Here is a 25401-nt window from a genome sequence, read left to right on the forward strand (position 1 = left end):
TCGGCCGTTTTCGGTAGCCAATCGCAACTAAACGTCGCTTCGTGCGCCAACGCTTACGCTGGTCCCGTTGCAAGCTCCAGTATGCGCCGGGCCTGCCGCAGGTGCGGTGCGTCGATCATCTGGCCATCGAGTTGAAGCACGCCCTTTTCCGGGTTTGCTTCGAATGCCGCGACGATGGCCTGAGCTCTTGCGACTTCGGCTTGCGTCGGCGAGAAGGCCTCGTTGATGACGGGAATTTGAGAAGGATGAATCGCCATCATTCCCGTAAAGCCATCGCTACGCGCCCGGTGCGCGTAGCGTCGCAGGCCCTCGAGGTCGCCGAGTGCCGGGTAGATGGTCTCGATGGCAGCGGCACCGGCGGCGTGGCCGGCAAACAGTGTCAGAGAGCGCAGCATTTCGTAGGGATGAGTATAGCTGCCATCCTCATTTCGCGACCGCATCGCGCCGATTGCCGCGGGAAGGTCCTCTGCTCCCCAGGTCAATCCCAGGATCAGGTGACGAACGGCGGCATAGCTTCCGAGTTGAAAGATTGCTGCGGGCGTTTCCGTCGCGATCGGCATGATCGGCACACCGGGGGCCAGAGCCGCCAAGGCCTCCACACTTGCACTGCCCTCGGCCTTCGGCAGGACGAGCGCGTCGGGCCGGGCATCGAGAATGACCGCGAGGTCTTGCTCCAGGAGGCCGCTCTCCAGCGCGTTCACCCGCACGAAGAGCTTGACCGGCCGTTCGGCCGATCGCAGGAAAGTGGCGACCGCCGCTCTCGCTGCCGGTTTCTCGGCAAGCGCAACAGCATCTTCCAGGTCGAGAACCAGGGCATCGGCTTCAAGCGCAAATGCCTTCTGCATGCGATCCGGCCGGTCCCCAGGCACAAAGAGCAGCGAACGCAGCCTCATGCCGGTCTCCTCTGCACCAGTGCGCTACGCAGGCACCTGCAAACCACTTCGCTGCGCTGATTGATCAACTCGTGCTGGAAGGTGACAATCCCGGCCGTCGACCTCGATCGACTCTCTCTCAGATCGGCGACTTCGGTTTCGGCGCGCATCGTATCGCCGATGAAAACAGGCTTCGGCATCACCAGCTTGTCGTAGCCCAAATTCGCAACCAGCGTGCCCATGGTAGTATCGCCGACCGAGAGCCCGACCATGAGCGCGAAGGTGAAGGTGCCGTTGACGAGTATCTGGCCGAATTCGCTGGCCTTCGCCGCTTCCGCATCGATGTGCAGCGGCTGCGGATTGTGGGTCATGGTGGAGAAGAGGAGATTGTCTGTTTCGGTGACCGTACGTCGGATCTCGTGCGAAATCCTGTCGCCGATGGTCCAGTCCTCGAAATGACGCCCGGCCATCATTGGTCTCCTTCCAGCTGCATGAGGACACTGCCTTCGACGACCTGTGCCTCGGCAAGGACCTTCATCTCCGAAACGACGCCATTGAACGGTGCGCTCAGCGTCTGCTCCATTTTCATTGCCTCGATGACGACAAGAGGCTGACCTCTGGTGACACGACCTCCCTTGGCGACCATGAGCGCGATCACCCTGCCCGGCATCGGCGCGACAATCGCGCCATCGGAATGGCCGGCACTCCCGCCCACGAGACCGGCGCGTGGCGGCCCGAAAGCCCAGGCTTCGCCATCCAGAAAGAGCACGCCGGCATCGGTCGCGGCCGGCTCGCCGCCATCGCGCAGTTCCACCCGATAGGCTGTACCGCCAACCTCGACACCGATCTCCCGCGACGGCGGTGCGTTCATCCGAAATCCGTTTCCCGTCGTCCACATGTTGCCGCCCGGCTTCGGCAGGATCGCCCGCGCGGCCGCTTGCAGCACGCGTTCGCTGGGCTCGGCCGGCGGGATGAGATCGGTCGCGTGCCTTTCGATGAAGCCGGTGTCGACCGTGCCGGCGCAAAAATCGGGGTGGTCGAGCGTGCGTGCGAGGAAGGCGGCGTTGGTGCGCACGGGCCAGACCTCGACGTCAGCTGCCGCACGGGCCAATCGCCGCGCCGCGTCCTGGCGCGTTGCGCCGTGGCTGATCAGCTTGGCGATCATCGGATCGTAATAGGCGCTGATTTCGTTGCCCTCTTCGACACCGCTATCGACCCTGATGCCATCAGGAAACTTGAGATGACTCAGCCGACCGATCGAAGGCAGGAAGCCTGTAGACGGGTTTTCGGCGTAGAGCCTCGATTCCATCGCCCATCCGTTGATCGATAACTGCTCCTGGCGCAGAGGCAGCGGCTCGCCGGATGCCACCAGGATTTGCCATTCGACAAGATCCTGGCCGGTGATGGCCTCGGTCACAGGATGTTCGACCTGCAGCCGGGTATTCATCTCCATGAACCAGATGCGATCGGCGCGAAGTCCTTCGGACGCATCCGCGATGAACTCGATCGTCCCCGCGCCGACATAATCGACCGCGCGCGCCGCTTGAACCGCGGCCTGGCAGACGGCCTCTCGCGTCGATGCGTCCATGCCCGGCGCCGGCGCTTCCTCGATGACTTTCTGGTGCCGCCGCTGCAGCGAACAATCGCGCTCGAACAGGTGGACGACGTTTCCGTGTGTGTCGCCGAAGACCTGGACCTCGATGTGCCGGGGCGAGAGGATGTATTTCTCGAGCAGCACCCGGTCATCGCCGAAGGCGGCAACGGCTTCGCGGCGGCAGCTGGCGAGCGCCGCCGGAAATTCCACTGCGCTATCAACGCGACGCATCCCCTTGCCGCCGCCCCCGGCGACAGCCTTGATCAGGACAGGATAGCCGATCGCCTCCGCTTCGCGCTGCAGCCGCTCGTCCGCCTGGTCCTCGCCGAGATAGCCCGGCGTGACCGGGACGCCCGCCGCGATCATCCGCTTCTTGGCCGCATCCTTGAGGCCCATGGCCCGGATCGAAGCCGCAGGCGCCCCGACCCAGATCAGACCGGAGGCCGTGACCCGTTCCGCGAAGTCGGCATTTTCCGACAGAAAGCCGTAACCCGGATGGATCGCCTTCGCGCCGGTCCGCATCGCGGCCTCGACAATCCTGTCGGCGTTGAGATAGCTCTCCTTGGCCGGTGCCGGCCCGATGCAGACCGCCTCGTCCGCCTCGCGAACGAAGGGCATGTCGCGATCGATCTCGGAGTGAACGGCGATCGTGCGGATCCCGAGCCGTTTCGCCGTTCTTATGATCCTCCTCGCGATCTCGCCGCGATTGGCGATCAGCAGGCTGTCTATCACGGTCTCTTCTCTCCCTGCCTTTGCGGCTACATGCGAAACAGGCCGAACTGGGCGCGCTCCGGTATCGGTGCATTCAACGTCGCCGCGAATGCCAGGCCGAGTACATCGCGTGTCTGCGCGGGGTCGATGATGCCGTCGTCCCATAGCCGTGCGGTTGCGTAATAGGGGTTGCCCTCATCCTCGTACTTCTGCCGGATGGGCGCCTTGAACGCCTCGGCCTCATCGGCGCTCCAGCTTTCGGCATCGCGGTGCACGGTCGCCAGAACCGAGGCGGCCTGTTCGCCGCCCATGACGGAGATGCGGGCATTCGGCCACGTGAACAGAAAGCGCGGCTGATAGGCGCGGCCGCACATGCCGTAATTGCCCGCGCCGAAGCTGCCGCCGATCAGGACCGTTATCTTCGGCACCGATGCCGTTGCCACCGCCGTCACAAGCTTCGCGCCGTTCTTGGCGATCCCTTCGGCTTCATATTTGCCACCGACAATGAAGCCGGAGATGTTCTGCAGGAAGAGCAGCGGTATGCGCCGCTGACAGGCAAGCTCGATGAAATGGGCGCCCTTCAGCGCGCTCTCGGAGAAGAGCACGCCATTATTGGCGAGAATCGCGACGGGGACACCCCAAATCCGCGCAAAGCCGCAGACCAGCGTGGTGCCATAGAGCGCCTTGAACTCCTGCAGTTCAGAGCCGTCGACGATACGGGCGATGACCTCGCGAACGTCATAGGGCGTGCGCACGTCGCGCGGAACGATGCCGTAGAGCTCCTGCGCGTCGAGCTTCGGCGGCTGTGGCTCGGCCACCTCGATGTCCGCCCGCTTCGGTCGATTGAGTGTCGCGACGATGTCGCGAACGATCAGAAGCGCGTGCTCGTCGTTCTCCGCGACATGGTCGACGACACCGGATTTCCGGCCGTGCGTATCGGCGCCGCCGAGTTCCTCGGCGGATATGATCTCACCCGTTGCCGCCTTGACCAGTGGCGGGCCGGCGAGGAAGATCGTTCCCTGATTGCGCACGATGACGGTTTCATCGGACATCGCGGGCACGTAAGCGCCGCCCGCCGTGCAGCTGCCCATGACGCAGGCGATCTGGGCGATGCCCGCCGCCGACATCTGCGCCTGATTGTAGAAGATGCGCCCGAAATGATCGCGATCGGGAAAGACCTCCGCCTGATGCGGCAGGTTGGCGCCGCCCGAGTCCACCAGATAGATGCAGGGCAGCCGGTTTTCCCAGGCGATCTCCTGCGCCCGCAGATGCTTCTTCACCGTCATCGGAAAATAGGCGCCGCCCTTCACGGTCGGGTCATGCGCCACGATCATGCACTCGACGCTTGAGACCCTGCCGATGCCGGCGATCATGCCCGCGCCGGGCGCCTCGTCATCATACATGCCATTGGCGGCAAGCTGTCCGAGCTCGAGAAACGGCGAGCCGGGATCGAGCAGGCGCTGGACGCGGTCACGCGGTAAAAGCTTGCCACGCTCGACATGCCGCTCGCGATGTTTCGCAGAGCCGCCCAAAGCTGCCCGCGCCACCTTGGAGCGGAGCATCTCCACCAGAGCAAGATTATGCGCTTGATTGGCCGCGAAGGTTTGCGAGCTGGTATCGAGCATCGTCTGCAGCTCCGGCATCAGCCCCTCGCCTCGCTACCTATGACTTCGCGCCCGATCAGCATGCGGCGCACTTCGTTGGTACCGGCGCCGATGTCGAGCAGCTTGGAATCCCGCCAGTACCGCTCGACCGGCCAGTCTTTCGTATATCCCGCGCCGCCCAGCGCCTGGATCGCCTGCTCGGCCACTTTGACCGCGCTTTCGGATGCATAAAGAATGGCTCCTGCCGCATCATGCCGCGTCGTCTTGCCGGCATCGCAGGCTCTTGCCACCGCATAGACGTAGGCGCGGGCGGAATTCAGGGCCACGACCATGTCCGCCACCTTTGCCTGGATCAGCTGGAAACTACCGATCGGCGCACCGAACTGCTTGCGCTCCCTGACATACGGAAGCACCACATCCAGGCAGGCCTGCATGATGCCGAGCTGGATGCCGGAAAGCACCACGCGCTCATAGTCGAGCCCGGACATCAGCACTTTGACGCCGCCGTTAAGCGGGCCCATGATGTTTTCTTCCGGAACGAAGCAATCATCGAAGACCAGTTCCGCCGTCGGCGATCCGCGCATGCCGACCTTGTTGATCTTCTGGCCGATCGAGAAGCCCGGAAAGCCCTTTTCTACCAGAAAGGCGGTGATCCCTTTGGAGCCACCATCGGGAACGGTCTTGGCATAAACGACCAGCGTCTTGGCATAGGGCGCGTTGGTGATCCAGAATTTGGTGCCGTTGAGGCGGTAACCGCCATCGACCCTATCGGCGCGGAGCCGCATCGAGACGACGTCCGAGCCGGCGCCTGCTTCCGACATGGCAAGGCTGCCGACATGCGCGCCCGATATCAGAGAGGGAAGGTATCGCTGCTTCTGCTCGGCCGAGCCCCAGCGCGAGATCTGATTGATGCAGAGATTGGAGTGCGCGCCATAAGACAGGCCGACCGACGCCGAGGCGCGGCTGATTTCTTCACAGCCGATGACATGTTCGAGATAGCCGAGCCCAAGGCCGCCAGAGCCTTCCGGCACCGTGATACCATGAAGGCCAAGCGCCCCCATCTCGGGCCAGAGCTCGACCGGGAACCAGTCCTCCTCGTCTATCTTCGCGGCAAGCGGGGCAATACGATCTGTCGCAAACCGATACGTCGTCTCACGGATAGCCTCCGCCATTTCGGATAACCCGAAATCCAACTCCAGCATGTCGCCAGTCCTCCCAGACTGCGATCATGCTACCGCGACGAATGCGATTAGTAAAATCGTATCAACGCCATCGCCTCCGGCGCGTTGCCGGGGAGCACGGGTAGGCTACGCGTTCTGGAGCGCCAAGATCTCGGCCGCTACCAGTTCCTGTAGACGCCACAAGTTGCGGTCGCGGATGCCCTCGGCTTGAAGATCGACGATCGTGTTGTGAAGGTACTCGGCGCAGGAGCCGCCCTCACCGCACGCCGTCGCGATCAGCGAAGACGCTTCCACCGCCGGCAGCGGTTTCGTCAGTCCGGCCCGCTTGGTGCTAGCCCAGAACGTCAGAGCTCTTTTGACACCGCTTTCGGTTCTGACCGGAAGCCACCGCACCATGTCGATCACTTCGCTATACTTGATCTCGCGCGCGACCAGAGCGCGCAGATCCTGGCGGCGGCGATCGGCTGAAAGCTCGAAGACGATGCCATCGCACTGGCCGCCGCGCTCAAGCGCCATCATCAGGCCGGGCTGCTCGCTGGTTGCGCGCCAGCGCTGAATTTTCAGTGAGAATGACCTGTGCCAGCCGTATGCGGTTGCGCGCTCGCGGCTGGCCGGTTCGAACTCCGGATTCCAGATCAGGGAACCATAGGCAAAGACGAGAAGAGGCTCACCTGCCGCTTCATGCTCGATCCCGTCGACGAGATCGTCAAGCTCAGCTTCCGAAAGCGGCGTCCAGCCCGGTTCCGGTCCATCATCACGGACATCTCGGATGGTCAGGGCAACAAGTTGGGGCGTCAGCTGCATGGTGGTATCGATCTGTATCAGGTCAAGGAAATGGAGCAACTGGCCGTGGCAGATGTCTGCCACGGCCAGGTCTTTTCGTCAGGACTGCACGAAAGCGAGCAGGTCGGCGTTCAGCACATCGGCATTGACGGTCAGCATGCCGTGCGAGAAGCCCGGGTAGGTCTTCAGCGAACCGTTCTTCAGAAGCTTGGCCGACTTCAGTGCGGAGTCCGCGATCGGTACGATCTGATCGTCTTCGCCGTGCAGTACAAGCGTCGGAACGGTGATCGCCTTCAGGTCTTCCGTCTGGTCCGTTTCGGAGAAGGCCTTGATGCCGTCATAGTGCGCCTTAGCACCGCCCATCATGCCCTGGCGCCACCAATTCTGGATCACGCCTTCCTGAACCTTGGCGCCATCACGGTTGAAACCGTAGAAGGGGCCGGCCGGGACATCGCGGAAGAACTGCGCCCGGTTGGCGGCGAGTGCTGCACGGAAGCCGTCGAACACTTCGATCGGCAGGCCATCCGGGTTATTTTCGGTCTTCAGCATCAGCGGCGGAACGGCCGACACCAGAACAGCCTTGGCGACGCGGCCGGCCGGCTGGCCGAACTTTGCAACGTAGCGGGCAACTTCACCGCCACCGGTGGAATGGCCGATATGCACGGCGTTCTTCAGATCCAGCGCTTCGACGACGGCAAAAGCGTCAGCGGCATAGTGGTCCATATCGTGACCGTCGGCGACCTGGGCGGAGCGGCCGTGGCCACGGCGGTCATGGGCAATGACGCGGTAACCCTTCGACAGGAAGAACAGCATCTGCGCATCCCAGTCATCCGACGACAGCGGCCAGCCGTGGTGGAAGACGATCGGCTGTGCGTCCTTCGAACCCCAATCCTTGTAGAAGATTTCAACGCCGTCCTTGGTGGTGATCGTAGCCATGTCAGTATTTCCTTCTGTTTTAGTGTGTGTGGGTGCAGCACTCGCTGCAAAGGTAAAGGCGGGTGAGATTGCCATCGTCGCTGCGGCTGCACCGGCGGAAAGCAGTGCGCTGCGGCGCGTCATGGAAGAAAAAATCTCGGTCATTTCATATCCTGCAATCGTGTCGTTTCAAGCTTCAGACGACGCTGTTGCTCGGCTGATGGGGAGATATTGCCGCGAAACACTCGCGCCAACAATTGCATCAATAATTTCTATTTTATTGCCATTTTTGCAATTATTGATGCGTCGTGTCTGGAGCCCCATCGAAGAAGAGATAGATGGCTGCGATCTTGCCATCCCGCGCCACGATGAAATCGGTGCCGGCATAGGCGGGCGGTTGGCCCGGTGCACCGGCGGACCATCTGAGCCGGCCGGCCTGATCTTGAAGAACCTCTGCCGGTGCGATCGGTGTATATTTGAAATCCGGGTGCATGGCGCGGATCACGCCGGCGATGCGAACGATCTCGTCCCGGCCTCGATAGATGCCGTGCGGCTCGGTGAAGACGGCATCCTCGTGGAGAATCTCCTCTGCGGCCTTCTGGCGGAGGACGGCATCGCCCTCCCCGAAGATCTCGTGCAGGTTCCGCTCCAACAGCGTTGCAATGTCTGTCATGACTTCTCTCCTTGAAACCGATCCTCAGATCTGAACCTGGCCGCCATCGACAAACAATTCGACGCCGTTGACGAAAGAGGCTTGATCCGACGCCAGGAAGAGAACCGCCTTGGCAATTTCCTCCGGCTGACCGATGCGACCGGCGGGGATCAGACCGGCGAGATAGTTTTTCGTATTTTCGGCGCTGTCGCCATTACCGAAGAGTTCGTTCAGGCCAGCCGTCTCGGTAACGCCGGGGCTGACGGCATTGACGCGAATATGGCGATCCTTGAGGTCGAGGATCCAGTTGCGCGCGAAATTGCGGACGGCCGCCTTTGTCGCCGAGTAGACGCTGAGCGCCGGGGTTCCGGAGATGCTCGTGGTCGACGAGGTCAGCACGATCGAAGCGCCATCGCGCAGCAGAGGCAGCGCCTTCTGAACCGTGAACAGCACGCCCTTGACGTTTGTGTCGAAGGTCTTCTCGTAATGCTCCTCGGTGATGGCACCGAGCGGTGCGAATTCACCGCCGCCAGCGTTGGCGAAGACCACGTCGATCTGCGAGTGCTTCTGCTGGACGGCATCATAGAGGCGGTCGATATCGACAAGCTTGGCCATGTCGCCCTGAACGCCGGTCACCCGGCCGCCGATTTCCTTGACGGCTGCATCGAGCGCATCCTTGCGGCGGCCGGTGATGAACACCGAAGCGCCTTCGTTCGAAAAGGCCTTCGCGGTGGCCAGTCCGATGCCGCTGGTACCGCCGGTGACCACAACGACCTTGTTTTCGAATGTCTTGCTCATTGTCTTTGTCTTTCCTGTGTTTGGCTCTGTGTTGACGGCCCGTTGCCGTTGAGAAAGAAGATGCCATCAGAACGCTGATGCAAATAGTCTGCAAAAATGCTACCCATCGTTCCATATGGAGAACGATAATGCAGTCTGATCTGAACGATCTCGTCTACTTCGCCGAAGTGGTGGCCCATGGTGGCTTTGCCGCGGCGGGACGGGCATTGCGCGAGCCGAAGTCGAAGCTCAGCCGTCGCGTCGCGGGACTAGAAGCTCGGCTTGGGGTTCGCCTGATCGAGCGCTCCAGCCGACGCTTCAGGGTGACCGACGTCGGCCAGGCCTTCTATGAACGCTGCAAGGCGATCGTTGCCGAAGCGGAGCGGGCCGAAGCCCTGGTCGCGGAAGCGCAATCGGAACCGCACGGTCTTATTCGCATGAGCTGCCCAACCGGGCTGGTCGAGCCGATCTCAGCTCTCGTGACCAAGTTCCTGGCTCAGTATCCGCGAGTGCGGCTTCAGCTCGTTGCCGTCGACCGCCCTGTCGATCTCATCGAAGAGCGGATCGATGTGGCGCTCCGCGTGCGCACCTCGCTGGATGGAGACGCATCGCTCACGATGCGCTCGCTCGGAAATTCCATCCGCATCCTCGTCGCAAGCCCGCAGCTTGCCAGCCGTATCGGCAGCATCACCGACCTAGCCAACCATCCCACGCTTTCGACGACAGACGATCAGGGTGAAGTGAGTTGGCTTCTTGAAACCGACGACGGCCAGACACATACGGTTCGACATGAACCCAGGATCGGCTGCGCCGACTTCACGGCGGTAAGAACCGCGGCGCTCGCAGGACTGGGGGTCGCGCTGCTGCCGGACCACACCTGCAAACAGGCGCTGCAAGATGGGAAACTCGTGCGCGTCTTGCCGGCATGGCGGGGCATGAGAGGGCTGGTGCATATTGTCTTCACGACACGCCGAGGGCTGCCTCCGGCGGTGCGTAACTTCATCAACGCTCTGGCCGCCGGCTTTCCGAAGGACGCACTGGCGGAATAGTCGCGCTAAGTGGCGGCGGCTAGATGATACCCCACGCCTGAAATCTTCCCCTGCCCGTCACTTCGCGCAGGCCAAGTTCCGCTAGAATGCGCCGCGCCGCCTGTGGCGTGACATCCAGGATCTGGCTGACCATGCCGGACGAGACGATCGGCTTCTCCATGACGAGATCGACAAGTGCCGGAAGTTTTGACGACGATCGGCGGCCGACGAGTTTCCGCTCCATCATTTGCCGCGCGAGCGCCAGCCGGTCGTGTTCCTTCAGTCCTATTTCCGCGGCCATGATCAGACCTTGAGCGCTGGCCAACAGTCGCGTCTCCCGATCCCGATGCCGCCGCCGATCGACGGAGACCGATTTGAGACCGAGATTGAATGCTCCGAGATGCGCCGCCGTCGTCACGCCCTCCTCTCGCAGGATCGAGGCAGCCAGCAACCGACCGAGCCATGGGGCATGTTGCAAGACGGCGAGCTCGGTCCAGGCATCGAAGGCTATCAAGGCCTGCAGCACCGGCGGTAGATCGTGGTTCTGCCGCAAAACGCCTCTCCATTCGTCGAGCCGCTCGTCCTCGTTCCAATCCAGATCATAAGCCAACGATTCCCGCTCTCGGGGATATGAGCGTGCCGGGCCTGTCACATCCGCCAGCACCGCTTCCGTTCGCGCCAGAACGGCATCGATTTCGGCTAGCTCCGCGTCGAAGGCGCTGGAGAACGTACCTCTGTCATTTCCCTTTGTCTCAAGGGAAGACATGAGGTCGTTGTCGGTCTTCTTGCTATCCGGAGAATAGGCATTGCCGCTCCTAAGATCAGTGCCGCGCAAACTGCGGAGCCCTTCTGGACTTAGCGCCCAAGCCGGCGACTGAGACGCAATTCTTCGTCGCGTACGCAACACGTCGCGCGCGATCGTCAGCTCGTGGCTCGGTGCGCGAATGTCGTGACCCGCATCGTGGAGCACGAGATCCTCCAGATGAACGAGTTCGCCATCGATCCATAGAGAGGCACAGGCATCGGTGAAATGGGATCGCTCGATCCAGCCGCCTCCAATGGGCGATCGCCCGATCCGCTCATCAAGCCTTGCCAGCACAATACCGGCCTCTGAAACCGGTCGGAGCAGGCTCTGGATAGGCAATTTGGTGGAATCGTAACGCATTGAAATCATGGTAAATGATTTCCTTAAGGAACTCCATATCGGAGTTAACGTTCCTCACTGCGTATTGGGACGAAGCAGCACGGCAAGCTCTTTGAGTGCTCTGTTACTGTAGGAAAATCCTACACGATTCTTCCGAGCTTTTCCGCAATTTTCCGCAGATTAATGCAGAAATCAGCAGCTTCGGAGAAGTGCTGGTCGTAGCGTCGAGACGAACCGACGCGCGGAGGAAAGCTGGACGGCTAATCGCCGGATGCTGATAATAAAAGTCATCGGCCGAGTTTGAGGAGAGGTTACGAAGCTCGTTTGGCGCAAGGTCACCGGCTTAGTCCGGCCCAGCCTACGCAAGGGTTAGCCAACTTGCGATGCCGATGCCTCGGCAATATTTGTCCTATTGCATCCTGCAATCTTCTATCCGCAGTAAGGTTCATTTTGCGCTTCAGAAGCTTGCGGCAATAAGATCCAGCTCCCCCTCGCTGCGGTCTGCGGCTTGCTGCTCGCATGAACGTTTTCGATGGCGAAGAAGCAACCGGTGACGCCAGCCGATTATCCCCTCCCCTGCTTACCGGCCCGTATGGAAACCGCTTCAAGAGGCCGCTCAAAGCATGCTGCTTACCCATGATCTCGCGACACTTCATGTCTTCCTATTCGATCACCTGCTTAGTCTCGTGCAGTTCACCGGGCATTGAGCCCGATGAAGCGGACGGGCTACCCTCGTGCGCTCCTCAGAGCTCCGAACATCACTTCGAAACATTGACAGCTGTCAATGTTTCGCGCGCTTACGTCGTAGCCGTCAGGTTGACCTCGTCAGTGATAACAAAACACCGAGCAATCGGTTACCACCGCAATAATAGCGATGAGCTGCCACCCCATGAGCTAAGCAAGCACGCGTTCCATTCGCTTCCAAGCAAACATGAAAACCTTGACACCTGGCAATATCCCCACATCCCGCCTCACGACGCGGCCCTCTCCTTTCCGGCATTTGTCCTCAGGAGAGCCATCAAAACCGGGCCCAGCGAGAACTCTCGTCTTTGGGCCCTCGCCGTCAAATCTCGGAGATATCCGCCGGCCGAATTGATGTGTCCTGCCCGCTGGAAGATGCAGGCCATCGTCGCGGCGGCGTTCTCAGGCCCCATGATCTCGCAAGCATTTCGATAGGCACCGGGAGTTACCCCGAGCATCGATCGGACGAGCACTGCCGCCTCCATCAACTCGCGCCAACTCGAAACCATTCCACCTGGCCCATAGCTCATAATCTCAGGGCAGGCCCGCAGCACTATGCTCAACGGAAATGTTTTGGTTGGATCGTTCTGCGTTTCTGAATTGGGTGTTGGTTGTGCCTCTGGTTCTTCGCCATGCGGTTCAATTTCAATAATGGATTCTGTATTTGAATTCTGTATGTGGCAGCCAGATCCGATGTCATAGGCGCCCATTTTTTCCGAATTCAGTTTATTTTCCAGAAGATTAAGCACGATATGCCTGAGCTTCTCGATGTCTTCGAGGCTGTTCTGTAGATCGCGAAGGGACGGCGTACGAGGTATGCTGCCGACGAGCTCAATATAGCGCGTTTCGATAGCCTCCCAGTCTCCGGAGACTCCTTCGACTATGGCCGCTGAAATCAGCTTGCGCACATCACGACGGCAGATCGACAGGGTTTCCTTCGTTCGCCGAAACAGCGCCCTGTCGGTCGCAATTCGGTCCGACAAAGCGGATAATTCCGACGCCCGTGCAAGCAGCGGCGACAAGTCGAAGCCGTAAGCTTGCTCGATCTCGCCAGTGCGATTCTTTCGAGCATAACGCTTTCCGTTTGCACTGTCCTTGCGCAGGATCAGCCCTGCATCAACGAGCGCGGCAAGATGACGACGCAGGGTCGTCCCTGTGATGCCGTGGGCGCGGATGGAAAGCTGCGCATTGGACGGAAACACGATCATGGCGCGGTCCGAAGCCAGTTCGCTTTCGGGATAGAACGTCAGAAGTGCGTTCAATACCGCGAGGGCTCGATCCTGAATGCCAAGCAAGTTCCTGGCTTCGGACGCATCGCGGAACACTTTCCATTTATCGACAGACGATCCTGATTCGATTCCTGCGACCGCAGCCTGACGTTTCATCAACGCAAGCGTCATCGGCCGCCGCCCAAAGGGCGTCGTTATATGTCCAACGTGCATTTTTTCACCTTTCAAAAGGCAAAAGAAAGCCGTCCACCAAATTAGGTGCCAAAGTGTCTTGACTGTGATTCGGGGAAATGCGATTCTCTAGTTGCTACACAGAGAGAGAGGCTTCCACGACGGCAACGTTTGGGGGCCTTTTTCTTTTGCTTGTTTTCCTTTCCTGGATCGGCTGACAGCGCTTGATAGCGTCAGAGCTTTGTTTCACGCTTGGCTGCAAACCGCTCGACAAGTGCCGGTAGCTCTGCGCCAATGAATCTCAAAAAGTCACGTTCGAGGCCATTCTCGGCCACAAGCCGGATCTCCTTTAGAGTAACCACCCATGCACCGAGACGCATGCCGTCGCTGTCGACGATCGGCGTCAGCGACGGTCTCGGTTCCGCACTGGGCTTGAGGCTGACCAACACGCGCTGGAACCTCTGGTCGGAGAACTCCGCTGGATCAGCCTTCAGTGCGAGCGTCTCTCTGGCGATGTCCAAGGACGCAGGCTCACTGGAAATCAACTTTGCCAGGTCAAGCCATCGTGGCCGGCCGATTTTAGGCGCGCGGCCGATTGCTTCGATAATGTCGGCGGGGACGGCACGATAAACGCTGCGCATTCGCGCAAGTTCGGCAGCCTCGATCGACAAAGCAGCATAGATTTCACGCGCCTTTATGCCGGCATCGTCCATTCGGGATGCGAACAACGCGCGCTCAATCCAGGTCAAGTCTTGACGGCTGGCATTCTCAATGCCTTGAGCCACCACGAGATCAAGGTCGGACATGTCGACCTCGACAGCCCGCACTGATTTGTTGAGTTCCTTGGCGGCTTGCCAGCGCCGGTGTCCGTAGACAATCTGAAAGCGCCCGGGATCAGAGGGGTGCTTTCGGATCTGGATCGGAACCTTCTGCCCGTCGGTTTCGATCGACCGTTTGAAAGCGTCAAAACTGGCGGCATCATCATCGGGCAGGCGGTCAGGGTAGGGGGATGGATCGATCAGCGACGGATCCACGTCGCGAACAGTCGCTCCACCTGATTCCACGAGCGCCTTCAGTCGATCGCGTTCGGTGCGGATGTCGTCGATCGCGCGATGCGCGGCACCGATTACGCCGGCGCCAACGCGATTGCCTACCGCAGGCGATGGGGCAGGGGACACTTCCCGGCTGACGTCGGTTACCTTACCGCTTTCCAGTTCGGCCGACAGAAGGCCGAAACTTGCGACAATGGATTTGCGCGGAGACTTGCTCATGGACGTCCCCAGCTCTTGTTGAGAAGATCGACGATGGCCTCGTTAACGGCATCAACGGCTTCGCGCGCACGTTTATGTGTGTCGCGACCGAGCTGGCCCATCTCAAGCTCATAGATGGAGCGCTTGGCCAAGCCGGCCGCCTCTACAGCCGTGCTTTCGATGGCTGTAGGCAGAAGGACGTCAGCGCCGAACAGATGACGCAACATGGCGACTACTTGCGACTGGGGCGCATCGTTGGGATTGTGACGCGTCACCAAGTAACGGATGAAGTCCTGATCCAGCTGGGCGCCGCTTTCGTTCAACACGCTGATCAGGTCCCCCATCATGAGAAGAAACTGGCTCATCGAGGCGACGTCGAGCATGGCGGGGTGAACCGTTATGATCATGCTTGTTGCTGCATAGATCGCGCTCAGCGTGAGAAAGCCGAGGGACGGCGGCGTATCGAGAATGACGACGTCGTAGTCGTTCTCGACCTCGGCGAGAGCAAGCTTCAGGCGTTCGAAGAAGATGGCGCCGGATCCTGAGCGGTTGGCAAGGACACGAGGCGTTTCATGCTCGTATTCCATGACCTCCAGGTTGCCAGGAATGAGATCGACGCCATCAAAATAGGTCTTGCGGATGATATCGCGAATGGGCCGGCGCTCGGCATCATCGTATCGGAGCGCCGCATAGATCGTCTCGTTGGCACCAACATCCATTTCCGGCTGGGCGCCGAAAAGCGCAGACAGCGAGGCCTGCGGATCCAGGTCGAGAGCCAGAACGCGATAGCCGTGCATGGCGAGATAATGCGCGAGATGAACGCAGGTGGTGGTCTTGGCGCTGCCGCCCTTGAAGTTGGCGATCGCCAAAACCTGAAGGTGCTCACCATCTCGCCGGCGAGGAAGAAAGCGCAGCGCATCCGCCGGCTTTTGTGCGGCGAAAAGCTCACGCAATTCATTGATCTGCGCGAGCGTATAAACGCGGTGATTGTTTTCAAGCCTGCTGGGTACGGGACCACGCCCTTCGCTCGACATCAACTTCAATGTCGAATCAGGAATAGAGGTGAGCTTTGACACCTCGTTGGTCAGAAACTGACGAAGCATTTTTTCAGATCTGGGCGGGTACATCCGCATACGCAGCTGCTGTAGCTGCCCTGACAGAAGACCTGCATGGCGCAAGATCTTGCTGCCAGCATCTTCCTTCGAAGCGACCACTGATTCCGTCCGTTGTGCTATTGCCATTTTACCCTCTTGGCGGCCCCAAGCCGATTTACCGGCCATTGCCCGCCAAAAGGTAAAACACGATTCTCGAAAATCGTCCAGAACAATAGGGTTAACAAAACCTTAAGTAGGAAACGGGAAAGTTTGCCCGATCCAGGCTAACATATCGTGATCGCTTGCATTTTCCCATGGCGATTTATCACTGCCATTTTGGTTTGCCATCACTCCTGCCGAAACTCACCCCAGCCTGCACACCTCAAAGTTCATTAACCAGCTACCGAACCGGGAATCGAAGCGGGGCGATCTGAGGATCATTCCTCCATGTACATGCGTTGATGGGCATCGCGATACCGGCCTTGTCCGGCCGCACACGGCCTTTGCTGTTCGACATGCCGGACAGCTGTCTCAACCGAAATCCGGCGCGTGCGACAGCTTGATACAATTTAGCTTTTCGTCGGCAAACATCTGCGACAGGCCATCTGTAGTTCTCTCGTTTCAGAGGTGATCGGAAGGGCTCACTCCGTCGGCATTTCATGACCGCCTCTTTGGGCCTGCCGAGCAGGTCGATCCACACGGTAAGTCGCCGTTTCATCGAAACCATACTGGAGTGCTTCATGAGCAGACTGTCCTTGCGCCTTGCTTCGGCTTTCATCAGCGTGTCGGTCTTGACGGCGTGCGAAAAGGGCGAGGCATCGACGGCTCAAGCGCCTCCTCCTCCAGCCGTCGGTTTCGTGACGGTGACCCCCAAGCAATCGGCCGTCACAACGGAGCTTCCGGGCCGGATCGCAGCAACAAGGGTTGCCGAAGTTCGTCCGCGCGTTTCCGGCATCGTCACCGAACAGGTTTTCGAGCAAGGCGCGACTGTCCAGCGCGGCGATGTCTTGTACCGGATCGACGCCGCTCCCTTTCAGGCGCAGGTCGACAGTTCCGAAGCCACACTTCGCAGGGCGAAAGCCGCGCAACTCGATGCTCGCCAGACGGCGGACCGCCAGGAGCAACTGCGCCGGTCCAACGTGACTTCGCGGCAGGAATACGATTCGGCCGTGGCACGCCTTGCGCAGGCCGACGCCGATGTCGCGGTTGCGGAAGCCGGTGTGGTGACCGCAAAGCTGAACTTGCAATATTCGAGCGTGACGGCGCCGATCTCCGGCAAGATCGGGCGCGCGCTGATTACAGAAGGTGCGCTGGTCTCGGCCAGTGGAGGAGAAAACCTCGCGACCATCCAGCAGCTGGATCCTGTCTACGCCGACTTCACGCAACCCGCCGCCGATCTCATCCGGCTGCGCAAGGCACTGGCCGAGGGACGGCTTGAGGCAAGCCCCAACGAGGCCCGCGTGACGCTGCGCCTCGACGACGGATCGGAATACGGTGAAGCCGGGCGCGTGCTCTTCTCCGAGGCCGGGGTCGATGCGACCACCGGGCAGATAACCTTGCGCGGTCAGTTCCCGAACGCGCGCGGCGAGCTTCTGCCCGGCATGTATGTCCGGGTGACGGTGGAGCAGGGCGTCCAGAACCAGAGCCTGTCCGTTCCTCAGCAGGCCGTTCAGCACGATGCCGGCGGTCAGGCGAGCGTTCTGGTCGTCAATGGCGAGAACAAGCTCGAGCAGCGGAAGGTCGTCGTCGGGCGGGCGGACGGGAACGCCTGGGTCATCGAGCGTGGTGTCGCGGCCGGAGACAAGGTGATGGTCGACGGTTTCCAGCGGGCAAGAGCCGGCGCCACTGTTCAGCCGCAGCCGTGGAACCCTCCTGCACTGGCGTCCACAGAGACGAACGACGACGCTCGGATCAACTAAGTCCCCTCCCGCTCTGACGACAAGGTGCCCTGATGGCAAGCTTCTTCATTCAGCGACCGATCTTTGCGTGGGTCGTCGCGATCTTCATCTCGCTGGCGGGCATACTGACGTTGCCGCTGATCCCGATCGCGCGTTACCCGCAGGTCGCGCCGCCGCAGATCACGATCTCCACCAATTATCCTGGTGCGACGCCGGAGACCATCTACCAATCGGTTACGCGGCTGGTGGAGGAGGAGCTCAACGGCGTGCCGGGGCTGCTCTATTTCGAATCCGTTTCCGAAGCATCCGGTCGTGTCCAGATGACCGTGACCTTCGAGACAGGCACCAGTGTCGGCGAGGCTCAAGTCGAGGTTCAGAACCGCATCGCGCGCGTCGAGCCCCGCCTTCCAAGAACGGTGACGCAGCAAGGCCTGCGTGTCGACCGCGCCGGAACGTCCTTCCTCATGATGGTCGTCTTGAAATCGGACGACGGGTCGACGGATGCGATCGGCCTCGGCGACTATCTGAACCGAAACGTCATCGGCGAAATTCGTCGTATTCCTGGTGTCGGCAGCGCGCAGCTATTTTCGACCCAACGCGCGATGCGCGTGTGGATGGATCCGGAAAAGATGCTTGGCCTGAACCTGACGGCAGCGGACGTCACGGCCGCGATCACGGCGCAGAACGCCCAGGTCGCCGCTGGACAGATCGGTGCGAGCCCCAACGCTTCCGGTCAGCAGATCTCGACCATCGTCAATGTCCCAGGGCAGCTGACGACGCCAGCGGAATTCGGCGATATCGTCTTGCGGGCAAACTCGGACGGGTCGAACGTTCGGCTCCTCGATGTCGCGCGCGTCGAGATCGGCGGCGAAAACTACAACTTCGCGAGCCGACTGAATGGGCAGCCGAGTGCCTCGATCGGCATCCAGCTATCCCCCACCGGCAACGCGCTGTCTACCGCGGAAGCGGTGCGAGCCAAGATGCAGGAACTCGCGCCATTCTTCCCCCCGGGCCTTTCCTTCGAGATTCCTTACGACACAACGCCGTTCGTTCAGGTCTCGATCGAGAAGGTGCTCCACACGCTGGTTGAGGCGATCGGCCTCGTTTTCATCGTGATGTTCCTTTTCCTGCAGAACATTCGTTACACGATCATTCCCACGCTTGTCGTGCCCGTGGCATTGCTTGGCACCTGCGCGGTGATGTTCGCGGCCGGGTTCTCGATCAACGTGCTCACGATGTTTGCGATGGTTCTCGCGATCGGCATTCTGGTCGACGACGCGATCGTTGTCGTCGAGAATGTCGAGCGCATCATGGCGGAGGAGGGGCTGTCACCGAAGGAAGCGACAAAGAAGGCGATGTCGCAGATCACCGGCGCGATCATCGGCATCACCTTGGTGTTGACCGCAGTCTTCGTGCCTATGGCATTTTTCCCAGGCGCGGTCGGCGTCATCTACCAGCAGTTCAGCTTGACCATGGTCGTGTCGATCCTGTTTTCGGGGCTGCTTGCGCTGTCTTTCACGCCGGCATTGTGCGGATCGTTCCTCAAGCCGATCACCAAGCACCATGAAAACAAATGGCGGTTCTTTCGCTGGTTCAACAAGGGCTTCGACGCACTCGCGCGCAGGTATTCGCTGGCTGTGGCGATGTCCGTCAAGCGCGCGGGGCGCTTCATGCTGCTCTATGTGGCCCTGCTTGGCGGCTTGGGCTGGGCCTATATGCAGCTTCCATCCTCGTTCCTGCCGAACGAAGACCAGGGCTATCTGATCGTCGACCTTCAGACACCTGCCGAGGCGAGCTCCGATCGGACGAGAGAGGCGATCCGTCAGATGGAAACCATCTTCGCCGCGGAGCCAGCCGTTGCAAGGGTCGTTACCGTCGCCGGCTTCTCCTTCTCCGGTTCCGGACAGAATGCCGGTCTGGCGTTCGTGACCTTGAAGGATTGGAGCGAACGTGGCTCGAACGACACCGCTGCCGCGATCTCGGCGCGCGTGAACGGCAAGCTGCGAGGCATACGCGACGCCGCGACCGTCGCGCTGTCTCCGCCGCCGATCCAGGGTCTCGGAAACTCGAATGGCTTCGCCTTCCGTCTCCAGGACCGATCCGGCGCGGGGCAGGCAGCGCTTGCCTCGGCGGCTTCGCAATTGCTTGAAGCCGCCCGGAACAGTCCGGTTCTGACGGGACTGCGCATCGAAGGCCTGCCCGATGCGGCGCAGATCAATCTGTTGGTGGATCGCGAAAAGGCCAATGCCTTCGGTGTCGGATTTGCCGATATCAACTCGACACTCTCAGCCAATTTCGGCTCCTCCTACGTCAACGACTACCCGAATGCCGGTCGCATGCAGCGCGTCACCGTTCAGGCGGATTCCTCCCAACGCATGCAGCCGGATAATCTGCTGGCACTGAACATCCGCAACAGCCACGGAGGCATGGTGCCGCTATCGTCCTTCGCCTCGATCGAATGGGTTCGTGGCCCCTCGCAGGTGGTCGGGTACAATGGCTATCCGTCCGTGCGCATCAGCGGTCAGTCCACCTCCGGTTACTCGTCCGGTGATGCAATCGCCGAAATGGAGCGGTTGACCAGCCAGCTGCCGGCAGGTTTCGGCCATGAGTGGACAGGACAGTCCCTTCAGGAGATACGCTCGGGATCGCAGGCGCCGGCACTGATTGCGCTCAGTATCCTTCTCGTGTTCCTGCTCCTGTCCGCGCTCTATGAAAGCTGGGCCATCCCGTTGTCGGTCATGCTTGTCGTTCCGCTAGGGGTGATCGGTTCGGTCGCCGCCGTGATGTTGAGAGGTCTGCCTAATGACGTCTACTTCCTGGTCGGGCTGATCGCGATCATCGGGCTTTCGGCGAAGAACGCGATCCTGATCGTGGAATTCGCCAAGGATCTCGTGGCGGAGGGGCGTTCGGTGCCGGACGCCGTGGTCGAGGCAGCGCACCTGCGCTTCCGGCCGATCCTGATGACGTCGCTGGCCTTTACGCTCGGCGTCGTTCCACTGGCGATCGCGACCGGCGCAAGTGCCGCGAGTCAGAACGCCATCGGCACCGGTGTCCTCGGCGGCATGATCTCGGCGACGGTGCTCGCGATCTTCTTTGTCCCTGTATTCTTCGCCTTCGTGCTCAGCCTTGTCGGTCGGTTCCGTGCAAAAACGGATCGGCAAAAGCCACACCTGGCGATCGTCGACACGGCCGGGCAAAAGGGGTGAGTATCTGCGAGGATATCTTTGGTCGGGTCGGCTATGAAAAGCCGGCCCTAGACCTTGTGAAACTTTGTTACACTTTTTCCGATGCGAGCTTCACTGCGTTTCGGTAGAATTGCGCAGTCAACGGAACTTCATGATGCAAAAAGCTTCACACATCGCGGTCGTGGACGACCATGGGGATATCAGGGATCTGGTTGGAGAGTACCTGCAGCAGCAGGGCTACCGCATCAGTGTCGCCGATAGTGGAGCCTCGCTTCGCCGCATCATGGAGCGCAGCGCGGTCGACCTTGTTGTTCTGGATGTGATGATGCCCGGAGAGGACGGGCTGTCGGTCTGCCGCCAGCTGCGCACCAGTACGCAGATCCCCATCATCTTCCTGACCGCCATGGCGGAGGAGATGGACAAGATCATCGGCCTGGAACTGGGCGCTGACGATTATCTGGTGAAGCCCTTCAATCCGAGGGAGCTGCTGGCCCGTATCCGTGCGGTGCTTCGCCGCGCAAACAGCTTGCCCGTTCAAGACAGGGAGGCGCTCAAGTCCAAGGTTGTTCGCCTGGGACATCTGCGTCTGAACATGGGACGACAGGAGCTCTTCAGGGACGACGGCGTCGGGATCTCGCTCAGTACCGCGGAATTTCGGCTCCTCAAGGTCTTCCTGGAACGGCCGGGCCTGGTCCTCAGCCGTGAGCAGCTTCTCGACCTCACGGCGGGACGGACGGCTGATATCTTCGATCGCAGCATCGACAACCAGGTCAGCCGTCTTCGCAAGAAGATCGAGCCGGACCCGAAAAATCCGTCGATCATCAAGACCCACTGGGGAGGTGGGTACAGCCTTTCCGGGGAGGTGGGCTTCGAATGACGCATTGGTGGAAGAGAAGCCTCGCCGCGCAGCTGATCGGGTTCACGTTGATGGCCCTCATCGTCGCGCAGGCTCTGACGATTCTGATCTCGTGGGACGAGCGATCGAAAGCCTTGCATGCGGCGATGAAGAGCGAGTTCTTCAGCCGATCGGCGTCTATCACGCGCCTTTTGGAGACGATGCCGCAGGCCTTGCGGGGTCAGGCCTTGCTGGCGAGCGAAACTGTGTATTCGCGTTTCTGGCTGTCCGCCCAGGACCCGACCGACGTTGCAGCATGGCGCAACAGAGCCGTGACCGAGCTGGATCGGCCGCTGGAGAATTACGTCGACCTGATGAGGAAGTATGGCTTGGGGTTGCAGGGAAAGCGGCTCACGCAAGAGGGGGTCGCCAAGGCAAACACCGATGAGGGATGGTCCGCTCCCTCGCAGATCTTGTGGAATCTGCCTCAGCCGGCGAAGTTCCTCTATTTCGACGGTCGAAACGGCTATGGGCTCGCCGTCCAGTTGAACAACGGCATGTGGCTGAACACGGCCTACTACAAGGCCGATTTAGACCAGTGGTGGAACGCCAAGTCGTTGATTTCGCTCTGCTTGACGGCTGCCGTCCTTGCATTGATCTGCATTCTCGTCGCGCGCAGGATCGCGCGTCCTTTGCGCGGGCTTGCGGTCTCGGCCGAAGCCCTGGGTCGAGGGGAAAGCCTGCCGCCTCTTCCGGAAGAGGGGCCCGACGATATCCGCCGCACGGCCGAGGCCTTCAACAAGATGCAGGAACGGCTCCGCCGCTTCGTCGACGACCGGACCAGAATGCTCGCCGCCATCGGTCATGACTTGAGGACGCCGCTGACATCGCTGAGGCTCAGGGCCGAATTCGTGACCGACGCGAATGTTCAGCAGAAGATGCTGGCCACGATCGACGAACTCCAGAGCATGACGGAAGCCGCGATCGCATTCGCGCGCGGAGAGGCGACCGTCGAGGAAACGCGGGCCATGGAGCTCGATGCACTCGTCGGAAGCATCTGTGACGATCTCGCGGATCTCGGTCAAGCGGTGGAATATATTGAAGGCCCCGCGATGACTTACCGGTGCCGGCCCGATGGCTTGAGGCGCGCCGTGCGCAATCTGGCGGAGAACGCGGTACGTTATGGCGGGTGCGCGAGGGTCTATATCGTTCAATCGCAATCGACGGTGGATATCGTCGTAGAAGATAGCGGCCCCGGAATTCCCGAGGAGATGCGAGAAAAGGTGTTCGATCCTTTCTACCGTCTGGAGGCCTCGCGCAATCGGGACACCGGTGGTGTCGGGCTCGGGCTGTCGATCGCGCGCGCCGTCGCACGCCAGCATGGCGGCGATATCGTCCTTCGTTCGAACACTCCCGGCCTCCGAGCGATCATCTCCCTGCCCAAGGAAGGACGCATCGATGCCGTTGTCAGAGGAATAAAGGTTTCGTTGCCACGGTCCGCGTTGAAACAACGGCGTGAGAGGAACCGCGTCGCATAAGCAAATTGAACCGGCGCTCGCCGGATCGACTTGTCTGTCCTGAATGTCAGCAGTTTTCGATCGTATGAACTTGGATCGGCGTGATGAGCGATGTCGGCATCTGCTCTCTGCGGCCAAAGAAGGCGGCAAACGCTTCGATCGTGGTCTGTACCTCGAATGCCGGTCCCTGATCGATGATGATGTCGATCAATTCCTGGCGAAGCAACAGCCGCCGGTCCTCTGTCAATTCGTGGGTTATGAAGACGATCTTGTCGGCTCTCCGCAGTGCCTTGATCGCATTGACGACGGAAGAGGCACCGGCAGAGGCGTTGTAGATTCCTCGTATCTGATTGTTTTGTTTGAGCGCGCTGAATACCAGATCGCCGGCGAGTTCGGCGCGCTCCAGACTCTCGAGCACATCGGTGACGTGGCACGCAGGAAAGCGCTCGTTCAGCACGTTGCGAAAACCAGCCTCTCTTTCCTCATGGCCAAGCATGCTCCGCATGCCTGATATGACCAGCACATCACCGCCATCTCTGCCCAACAGCCGCCCCATGAGATCGCCCGCGACCCTACCGGCCTTCACGTTGTCTGGTCCGACATAGGCAAAACGCTCTGTCCCGCGCATATCCGTGGCCAGCGTGATGACCGGTTTCCCCGACCGACCGAAGTCTCGCAGTGCAGCGGCGATCTCCGGATCGCTGGCACTGACGATTGCCATGCCGTCGCAGGTTCTCGCAAGCGTCCTGATCAGGCTGGCGGTGGCGCCGGGCTTGGCGGGTTCGATATGATGTATCTTGAACTGCAGATTGAACTGCGCAAAATCCCGTGCGGCGGCCTCGAAATGGTGTTGGACGGCCGCATGAAAGGGGTTCTCTGGCGGCTGCAATAGAACTGCGATCCTAAGTGTCCTCGCGGCTCGTTGGTTGAGTGCACGGTCGATCTTGAGCTTGCGCGCCCACTCGATCACACGCCTCTCCTTGACCTCCGCCACGCCGCCACGATTGTTCAGAACCCGGTCCACCGTGGACAAGGAAACGCAAGCCGCCTCGGCTATATCCTTGGCTGTGATCTTGCCCAATGCTCATCTCCCAATTTGAAGAGATCTCTTCAAAAATGAATTAGCGCGTCAATAGCATGGCGCTATCATTTCCGCCAACCGGACGTCATGGAGGATGGCCCGGAATGGGAGGAAAAGAGATGATAGAGCTCGCCGTTTTCGGCGCGGGCCGGATAGGGCACGTTCATGCCTTGAACGCCGCCGCTCACCCTTCGGTTCGTCTGAAATATATCGTCGATCCTGTGCCCAGCGAGGCGCACGAACGACTGGCGGCCGAGACCGGCGCCGACATGGTCGATACTGAAATGGTCTTTTCCGATGCCGATATCAGCGGCGTCGTCATCGCCAGCTCCACCGATACTCATGCCGAACTCTTGTTGCGCGCAGCGGAGTCTGGGAAGGCGGTCTTCTGCGAAAAACCTGTCAGTCTGGATTTTGCAACCGTTGCTCGGGTCAGCCGCGTGGTCGAAGAAGCAGGCATTGCCTGCCTTCTTGGCTTCCAGCGCCGTTACGATCCGAACTTTCGTTTCGTGCGGGACAGAATCGTCAGCGGTCAGGCCGGCGCGCTTGAGCATATCGTCATGCACACGCGCGATCCTTCGCCGCCGCCGCGCGCTTATGTCGAACGGTCGGGTGGCATGTTCCGCGATCAGGCGATCCATGACTTCGACATGGCTCGTTATCTTCTCGGCGAGGAAATCGCCACGGTCTATGCCGCCGGCAATAGCCTGATCGACCCTGAGATAGCGGCGGCGGGCGATATCGATACCGCAATGATCACGCTTACTTCGGTCTCGGGCCGCTTCGTGCAGATGATCAATTGTCGCCGCGCGCCCTTTGGCTACGACCAGCGCCTGGAAGCGCTCTGCTCACGCGAGGTACTCTATGTCGAAAACCGGCCGCAGCGGGGCGTGATGATCGCGGATGCGGAGGGCTTTCACTCCTCGACGCCGATGAACTACTTCATCGAACGTTTCGCCGATGCGTACCGCGCGGAAATGCATGCCTTCGTCGACATGATCGAAACAGGCGCGAAGCCGCTTGCCGGCATTCGTGATGGGCTTGAGGCACAGCGCATTGCCGAGGCTGCTATCGTTTCGATGAAAACCGGCACCGCCGTTCACATCACGCCCGACTGGAATCCCTGAGACAGAGGACAG

The 25401-nt window shown here is 60.5% G+C and carries 20 protein-coding genes; 6 read left to right on the forward strand and 14 right to left on the reverse strand.

The features are described from left to right. Positions 1 to 53: 53 nt before the first annotated feature. The 9 genes from ACIQUB_RS12325 to ACIQUB_RS12365 form a co-directional block, all read right to left on the reverse strand. Positions 54 to 893 carry an HpcH/HpaI aldolase/citrate lyase family protein gene (locus tag ACIQUB_RS12325; protein ID WP_402929788.1) on the reverse strand — a complete coding sequence of 280 codons (840 nt, stop codon included), beginning with the start codon at positions 891 to 893 and terminating at the stop codon, positions 54 to 56. After that, positions 890 to 1342: a MaoC family dehydratase gene (locus tag ACIQUB_RS12330; RefSeq protein WP_402929790.1), complete on the reverse strand. Its 453-nt coding sequence runs from the start codon at positions 1340 to 1342 to the stop codon at positions 890 to 892. The genes ACIQUB_RS12325 and ACIQUB_RS12330 overlap by 4 nt, the downstream gene beginning before the upstream one ends. Then, positions 1342 to 3198, reverse strand: a complete 1857-nt coding sequence (locus tag ACIQUB_RS12335) for an acetyl/propionyl/methylcrotonyl-CoA carboxylase subunit alpha (RefSeq protein WP_402929792.1) — start codon at positions 3196 to 3198, stop codon at positions 1342 to 1344. The genes ACIQUB_RS12330 and ACIQUB_RS12335 overlap by 1 nt, the downstream gene beginning before the upstream one ends. A gap of 26 nt (positions 3199 to 3224) precedes the next feature. After that, a complete protein-coding gene (locus tag ACIQUB_RS12340) occupies positions 3225 to 4820 on the reverse strand; it encodes a carboxyl transferase domain-containing protein (protein ID WP_402929794.1) in 1596 nt (531 codons plus the stop codon). Beyond that, positions 4820 to 5983 carry an acyl-CoA dehydrogenase family protein gene (locus ACIQUB_RS12345; protein ID WP_402929796.1) on the reverse strand — a complete coding sequence of 388 codons (1164 nt, stop codon included), beginning with the start codon at positions 5981 to 5983 and terminating at the stop codon, positions 4820 to 4822. Before ACIQUB_RS12345 ends, ACIQUB_RS12340 begins: the two co-directional genes overlap by 1 nt. A gap of 105 nt (positions 5984 to 6088) precedes the next feature. Then, positions 6089 to 6766: a gamma-glutamylcyclotransferase gene (locus ACIQUB_RS12350; RefSeq protein WP_402930289.1), complete on the reverse strand. Its 678-nt coding sequence runs from the start codon at positions 6764 to 6766 to the stop codon at positions 6089 to 6091. Positions 6767 to 6844: 78 nt separating this feature from the next. Then, a complete protein-coding gene (locus tag ACIQUB_RS12355; protein WP_402929798.1) occupies positions 6845 to 7681 on the reverse strand; it encodes an alpha/beta fold hydrolase in 837 nt (278 codons plus the stop codon). A 274-nt stretch (positions 7682 to 7955) separates the two neighbouring features. Then, complete coding sequence (locus tag ACIQUB_RS12360; protein WP_402929800.1) at positions 7956 to 8333, reverse strand: nuclear transport factor 2 family protein; 378 nt, start codon at positions 8331 to 8333, stop codon at positions 7956 to 7958. Between the two features lie 24 nt (positions 8334 to 8357). Next, a complete protein-coding gene (locus ACIQUB_RS12365) occupies positions 8358 to 9110 on the reverse strand; it encodes an SDR family NAD(P)-dependent oxidoreductase (protein WP_402929802.1) in 753 nt (250 codons plus the stop codon). A 128-nt stretch (positions 9111 to 9238) separates the two neighbouring features. Here ACIQUB_RS12365 and ACIQUB_RS12370 point away from each other — a divergent pair, with 128 nt between their 5' ends. After that, entirely contained in the window at positions 9239 to 10138 is a 900-nt protein-coding gene (locus tag ACIQUB_RS12370; protein ID WP_402929804.1) for a LysR family transcriptional regulator, read from the forward strand. 19 nt (positions 10139 to 10157) lie between these two features. Here the strand turns inward: ACIQUB_RS12370 and ACIQUB_RS12375 are convergent, their stop codons facing one another. The 4 genes from ACIQUB_RS12375 to repA all read right to left on the reverse strand — a co-directional run bounded on the left by ACIQUB_RS12375 (position 10158) and on the right by repA (position 15893). Next, positions 10158 to 11291 (reverse strand): RHE_PE00001 family protein, encoded by a 1134-nt coding sequence (locus ACIQUB_RS12375; protein ID WP_402929806.1) that lies wholly within the window; start codon positions 11289 to 11291, stop codon positions 10158 to 10160. A 941-nt stretch (positions 11292 to 12232) separates the two neighbouring features. Then, the gene (repC, locus tag ACIQUB_RS12380; protein WP_402929808.1) at positions 12233 to 13444 is read right to left on the reverse strand and encodes a plasmid replication protein RepC; all 1212 of its coding nucleotides are present in this window, start codon (positions 13442 to 13444) and stop codon (positions 12233 to 12235) included. Positions 13445 to 13635: 191 nt separating this feature from the next. Continuing rightward, on the reverse strand, positions 13636 to 14673 hold the full coding sequence (repB, locus tag ACIQUB_RS12385) for a plasmid partitioning protein RepB (protein ID WP_402929810.1): 1038 nt from the start codon (positions 14671 to 14673) through the stop codon (positions 13636 to 13638). Beyond that, positions 14670 to 15893 (reverse strand): plasmid partitioning protein RepA, encoded by a 1224-nt coding sequence (gene repA / locus ACIQUB_RS12390; RefSeq protein WP_402929812.1) that lies wholly within the window; start codon positions 15891 to 15893, stop codon positions 14670 to 14672. Before repA ends, repB begins: the two co-directional genes overlap by 4 nt. A 593-nt stretch (positions 15894 to 16486) precedes the next feature. Between repA and ACIQUB_RS12395 the strand changes: the two genes are divergently transcribed. The 4 genes from ACIQUB_RS12395 (at position 16487) to ACIQUB_RS12410 (ending at position 23202) form a co-directional block, all read left to right on the forward strand. Then, positions 16487 to 17665: an efflux RND transporter periplasmic adaptor subunit gene (locus ACIQUB_RS12395; protein WP_402929814.1), complete on the forward strand. Its 1179-nt coding sequence runs from the start codon at positions 16487 to 16489 to the stop codon at positions 17663 to 17665. Positions 17666 to 17697: 32 nt separating this feature from the next. Further along, complete coding sequence (locus ACIQUB_RS12400) at positions 17698 to 20850, forward strand: multidrug efflux RND transporter permease subunit (protein ID WP_402929816.1); 3153 nt, start codon at positions 17698 to 17700, stop codon at positions 20848 to 20850. Between the two features lie 133 nt (positions 20851 to 20983). Continuing rightward, positions 20984 to 21706, forward strand: coding sequence for a response regulator (locus ACIQUB_RS12405; protein ID WP_402929818.1), 723 nt, complete (start codon positions 20984 to 20986; stop codon positions 21704 to 21706). Continuing rightward, positions 21703 to 23202, forward strand: a complete 1500-nt coding sequence (locus ACIQUB_RS12410; protein ID WP_402929820.1) for a sensor histidine kinase — start codon at positions 21703 to 21705, stop codon at positions 23200 to 23202. The genes ACIQUB_RS12405 and ACIQUB_RS12410 overlap by 4 nt, the downstream gene beginning before the upstream one ends. 46 nt (positions 23203 to 23248) lie before the next feature. Here ACIQUB_RS12410 and ACIQUB_RS12415 read toward each other — a convergent pair whose 3' ends face one another. Next, positions 23249 to 24262 carry a LacI family DNA-binding transcriptional regulator gene (locus ACIQUB_RS12415; RefSeq protein WP_402929822.1) on the reverse strand — a complete coding sequence of 338 codons (1014 nt, stop codon included), beginning with the start codon at positions 24260 to 24262 and terminating at the stop codon, positions 23249 to 23251. A gap of 119 nt (positions 24263 to 24381) precedes the next feature. Between ACIQUB_RS12415 and iolG the strand changes: the two genes are divergently transcribed. Further along, positions 24382 to 25389 carry an inositol 2-dehydrogenase gene (gene iolG / locus ACIQUB_RS12420; RefSeq protein ID WP_402929824.1) on the forward strand — a complete coding sequence of 336 codons (1008 nt, stop codon included), beginning with the start codon at positions 24382 to 24384 and terminating at the stop codon, positions 25387 to 25389. The last annotated feature ends 12 nt before the right edge of the window (positions 25390 to 25401 follow it).

The sequence above is a fragment of the Rhizobium sp. NPDC090275 genome (assembly GCF_044772225.1).
GTDB lineage: Bacteria > Pseudomonadota > Alphaproteobacteria > Rhizobiales > Rhizobiaceae > Rhizobium.

What these genes read in the sequence shown, in the direction of transcription:
- repC (WP_402929808.1), bottom strand. Translation starts at nt 13,444, where the DNA reads ATGCACGTTGGACATATAACGACGCCCTTTGGGCGGCGGCCGATGACG.
- ACIQUB_RS12395 (WP_402929814.1), top strand. Translation starts at nt 16,487, where the DNA reads ATGAGCAGACTGTCCTTGCGCCTTGCTTCGGCTTTCATCAGCGTGTCG.
- ACIQUB_RS12370 (WP_402929804.1), top strand. Translation starts at nt 9,239, where the DNA reads ATGCAGTCTGATCTGAACGATCTCGTCTACTTCGCCGAAGTGGTGGCC.
- ACIQUB_RS12365 (WP_402929802.1), bottom strand. Translation starts at nt 9,110, where the DNA reads ATGAGCAAGACATTCGAAAACAAGGTCGTTGTGGTCACCGGCGGTACC.
- ACIQUB_RS12360 (WP_402929800.1), bottom strand. Translation starts at nt 8,333, where the DNA reads ATGACAGACATTGCAACGCTGTTGGAGCGGAACCTGCACGAGATCTTC.
- repB (WP_402929810.1), bottom strand. Translation starts at nt 14,673, where the DNA reads ATGAGCAAGTCTCCGCGCAAATCCATTGTCGCAAGTTTCGGCCTTCTG.
- iolG (WP_402929824.1), top strand. Translation starts at nt 24,382, where the DNA reads ATGATAGAGCTCGCCGTTTTCGGCGCGGGCCGGATAGGGCACGTTCAT.
- ACIQUB_RS12330 (WP_402929790.1), bottom strand. Translation starts at nt 1,342, where the DNA reads ATGGCCGGGCGTCATTTCGAGGACTGGACCATCGGCGACAGGATTTCG.
- ACIQUB_RS12375 (WP_402929806.1), bottom strand. Translation starts at nt 11,291, where the DNA reads ATGATTTCAATGCGTTACGATTCCACCAAATTGCCTATCCAGAGCCTG.
- ACIQUB_RS12410 (WP_402929820.1), top strand. Translation starts at nt 21,703, where the DNA reads ATGACGCATTGGTGGAAGAGAAGCCTCGCCGCGCAGCTGATCGGGTTC.
- ACIQUB_RS12340 (WP_402929794.1), bottom strand. Translation starts at nt 4,820, where the DNA reads ATGCCGGAGCTGCAGACGATGCTCGATACCAGCTCGCAAACCTTCGCG.
- repA (WP_402929812.1), bottom strand. Translation starts at nt 15,893, where the DNA reads ATGGCAATAGCACAACGGACGGAATCAGTGGTCGCTTCGAAGGAAGAT.
- ACIQUB_RS12400 (WP_402929816.1), top strand. Translation starts at nt 17,698, where the DNA reads ATGGCAAGCTTCTTCATTCAGCGACCGATCTTTGCGTGGGTCGTCGCG.
- ACIQUB_RS12405 (WP_402929818.1), top strand. Translation starts at nt 20,984, where the DNA reads ATGCAAAAAGCTTCACACATCGCGGTCGTGGACGACCATGGGGATATC.
- ACIQUB_RS12325 (WP_402929788.1), bottom strand. Translation starts at nt 893, where the DNA reads ATGAGGCTGCGTTCGCTGCTCTTTGTGCCTGGGGACCGGCCGGATCGC.
- ACIQUB_RS12355 (WP_402929798.1), bottom strand. Translation starts at nt 7,681, where the DNA reads ATGGCTACGATCACCACCAAGGACGGCGTTGAAATCTTCTACAAGGAT.
- ACIQUB_RS12350 (WP_402930289.1), bottom strand. Translation starts at nt 6,766, where the DNA reads ATGCAGCTGACGCCCCAACTTGTTGCCCTGACCATCCGAGATGTCCGT.
- ACIQUB_RS12345 (WP_402929796.1), bottom strand. Translation starts at nt 5,983, where the DNA reads ATGCTGGAGTTGGATTTCGGGTTATCCGAAATGGCGGAGGCTATCCGT.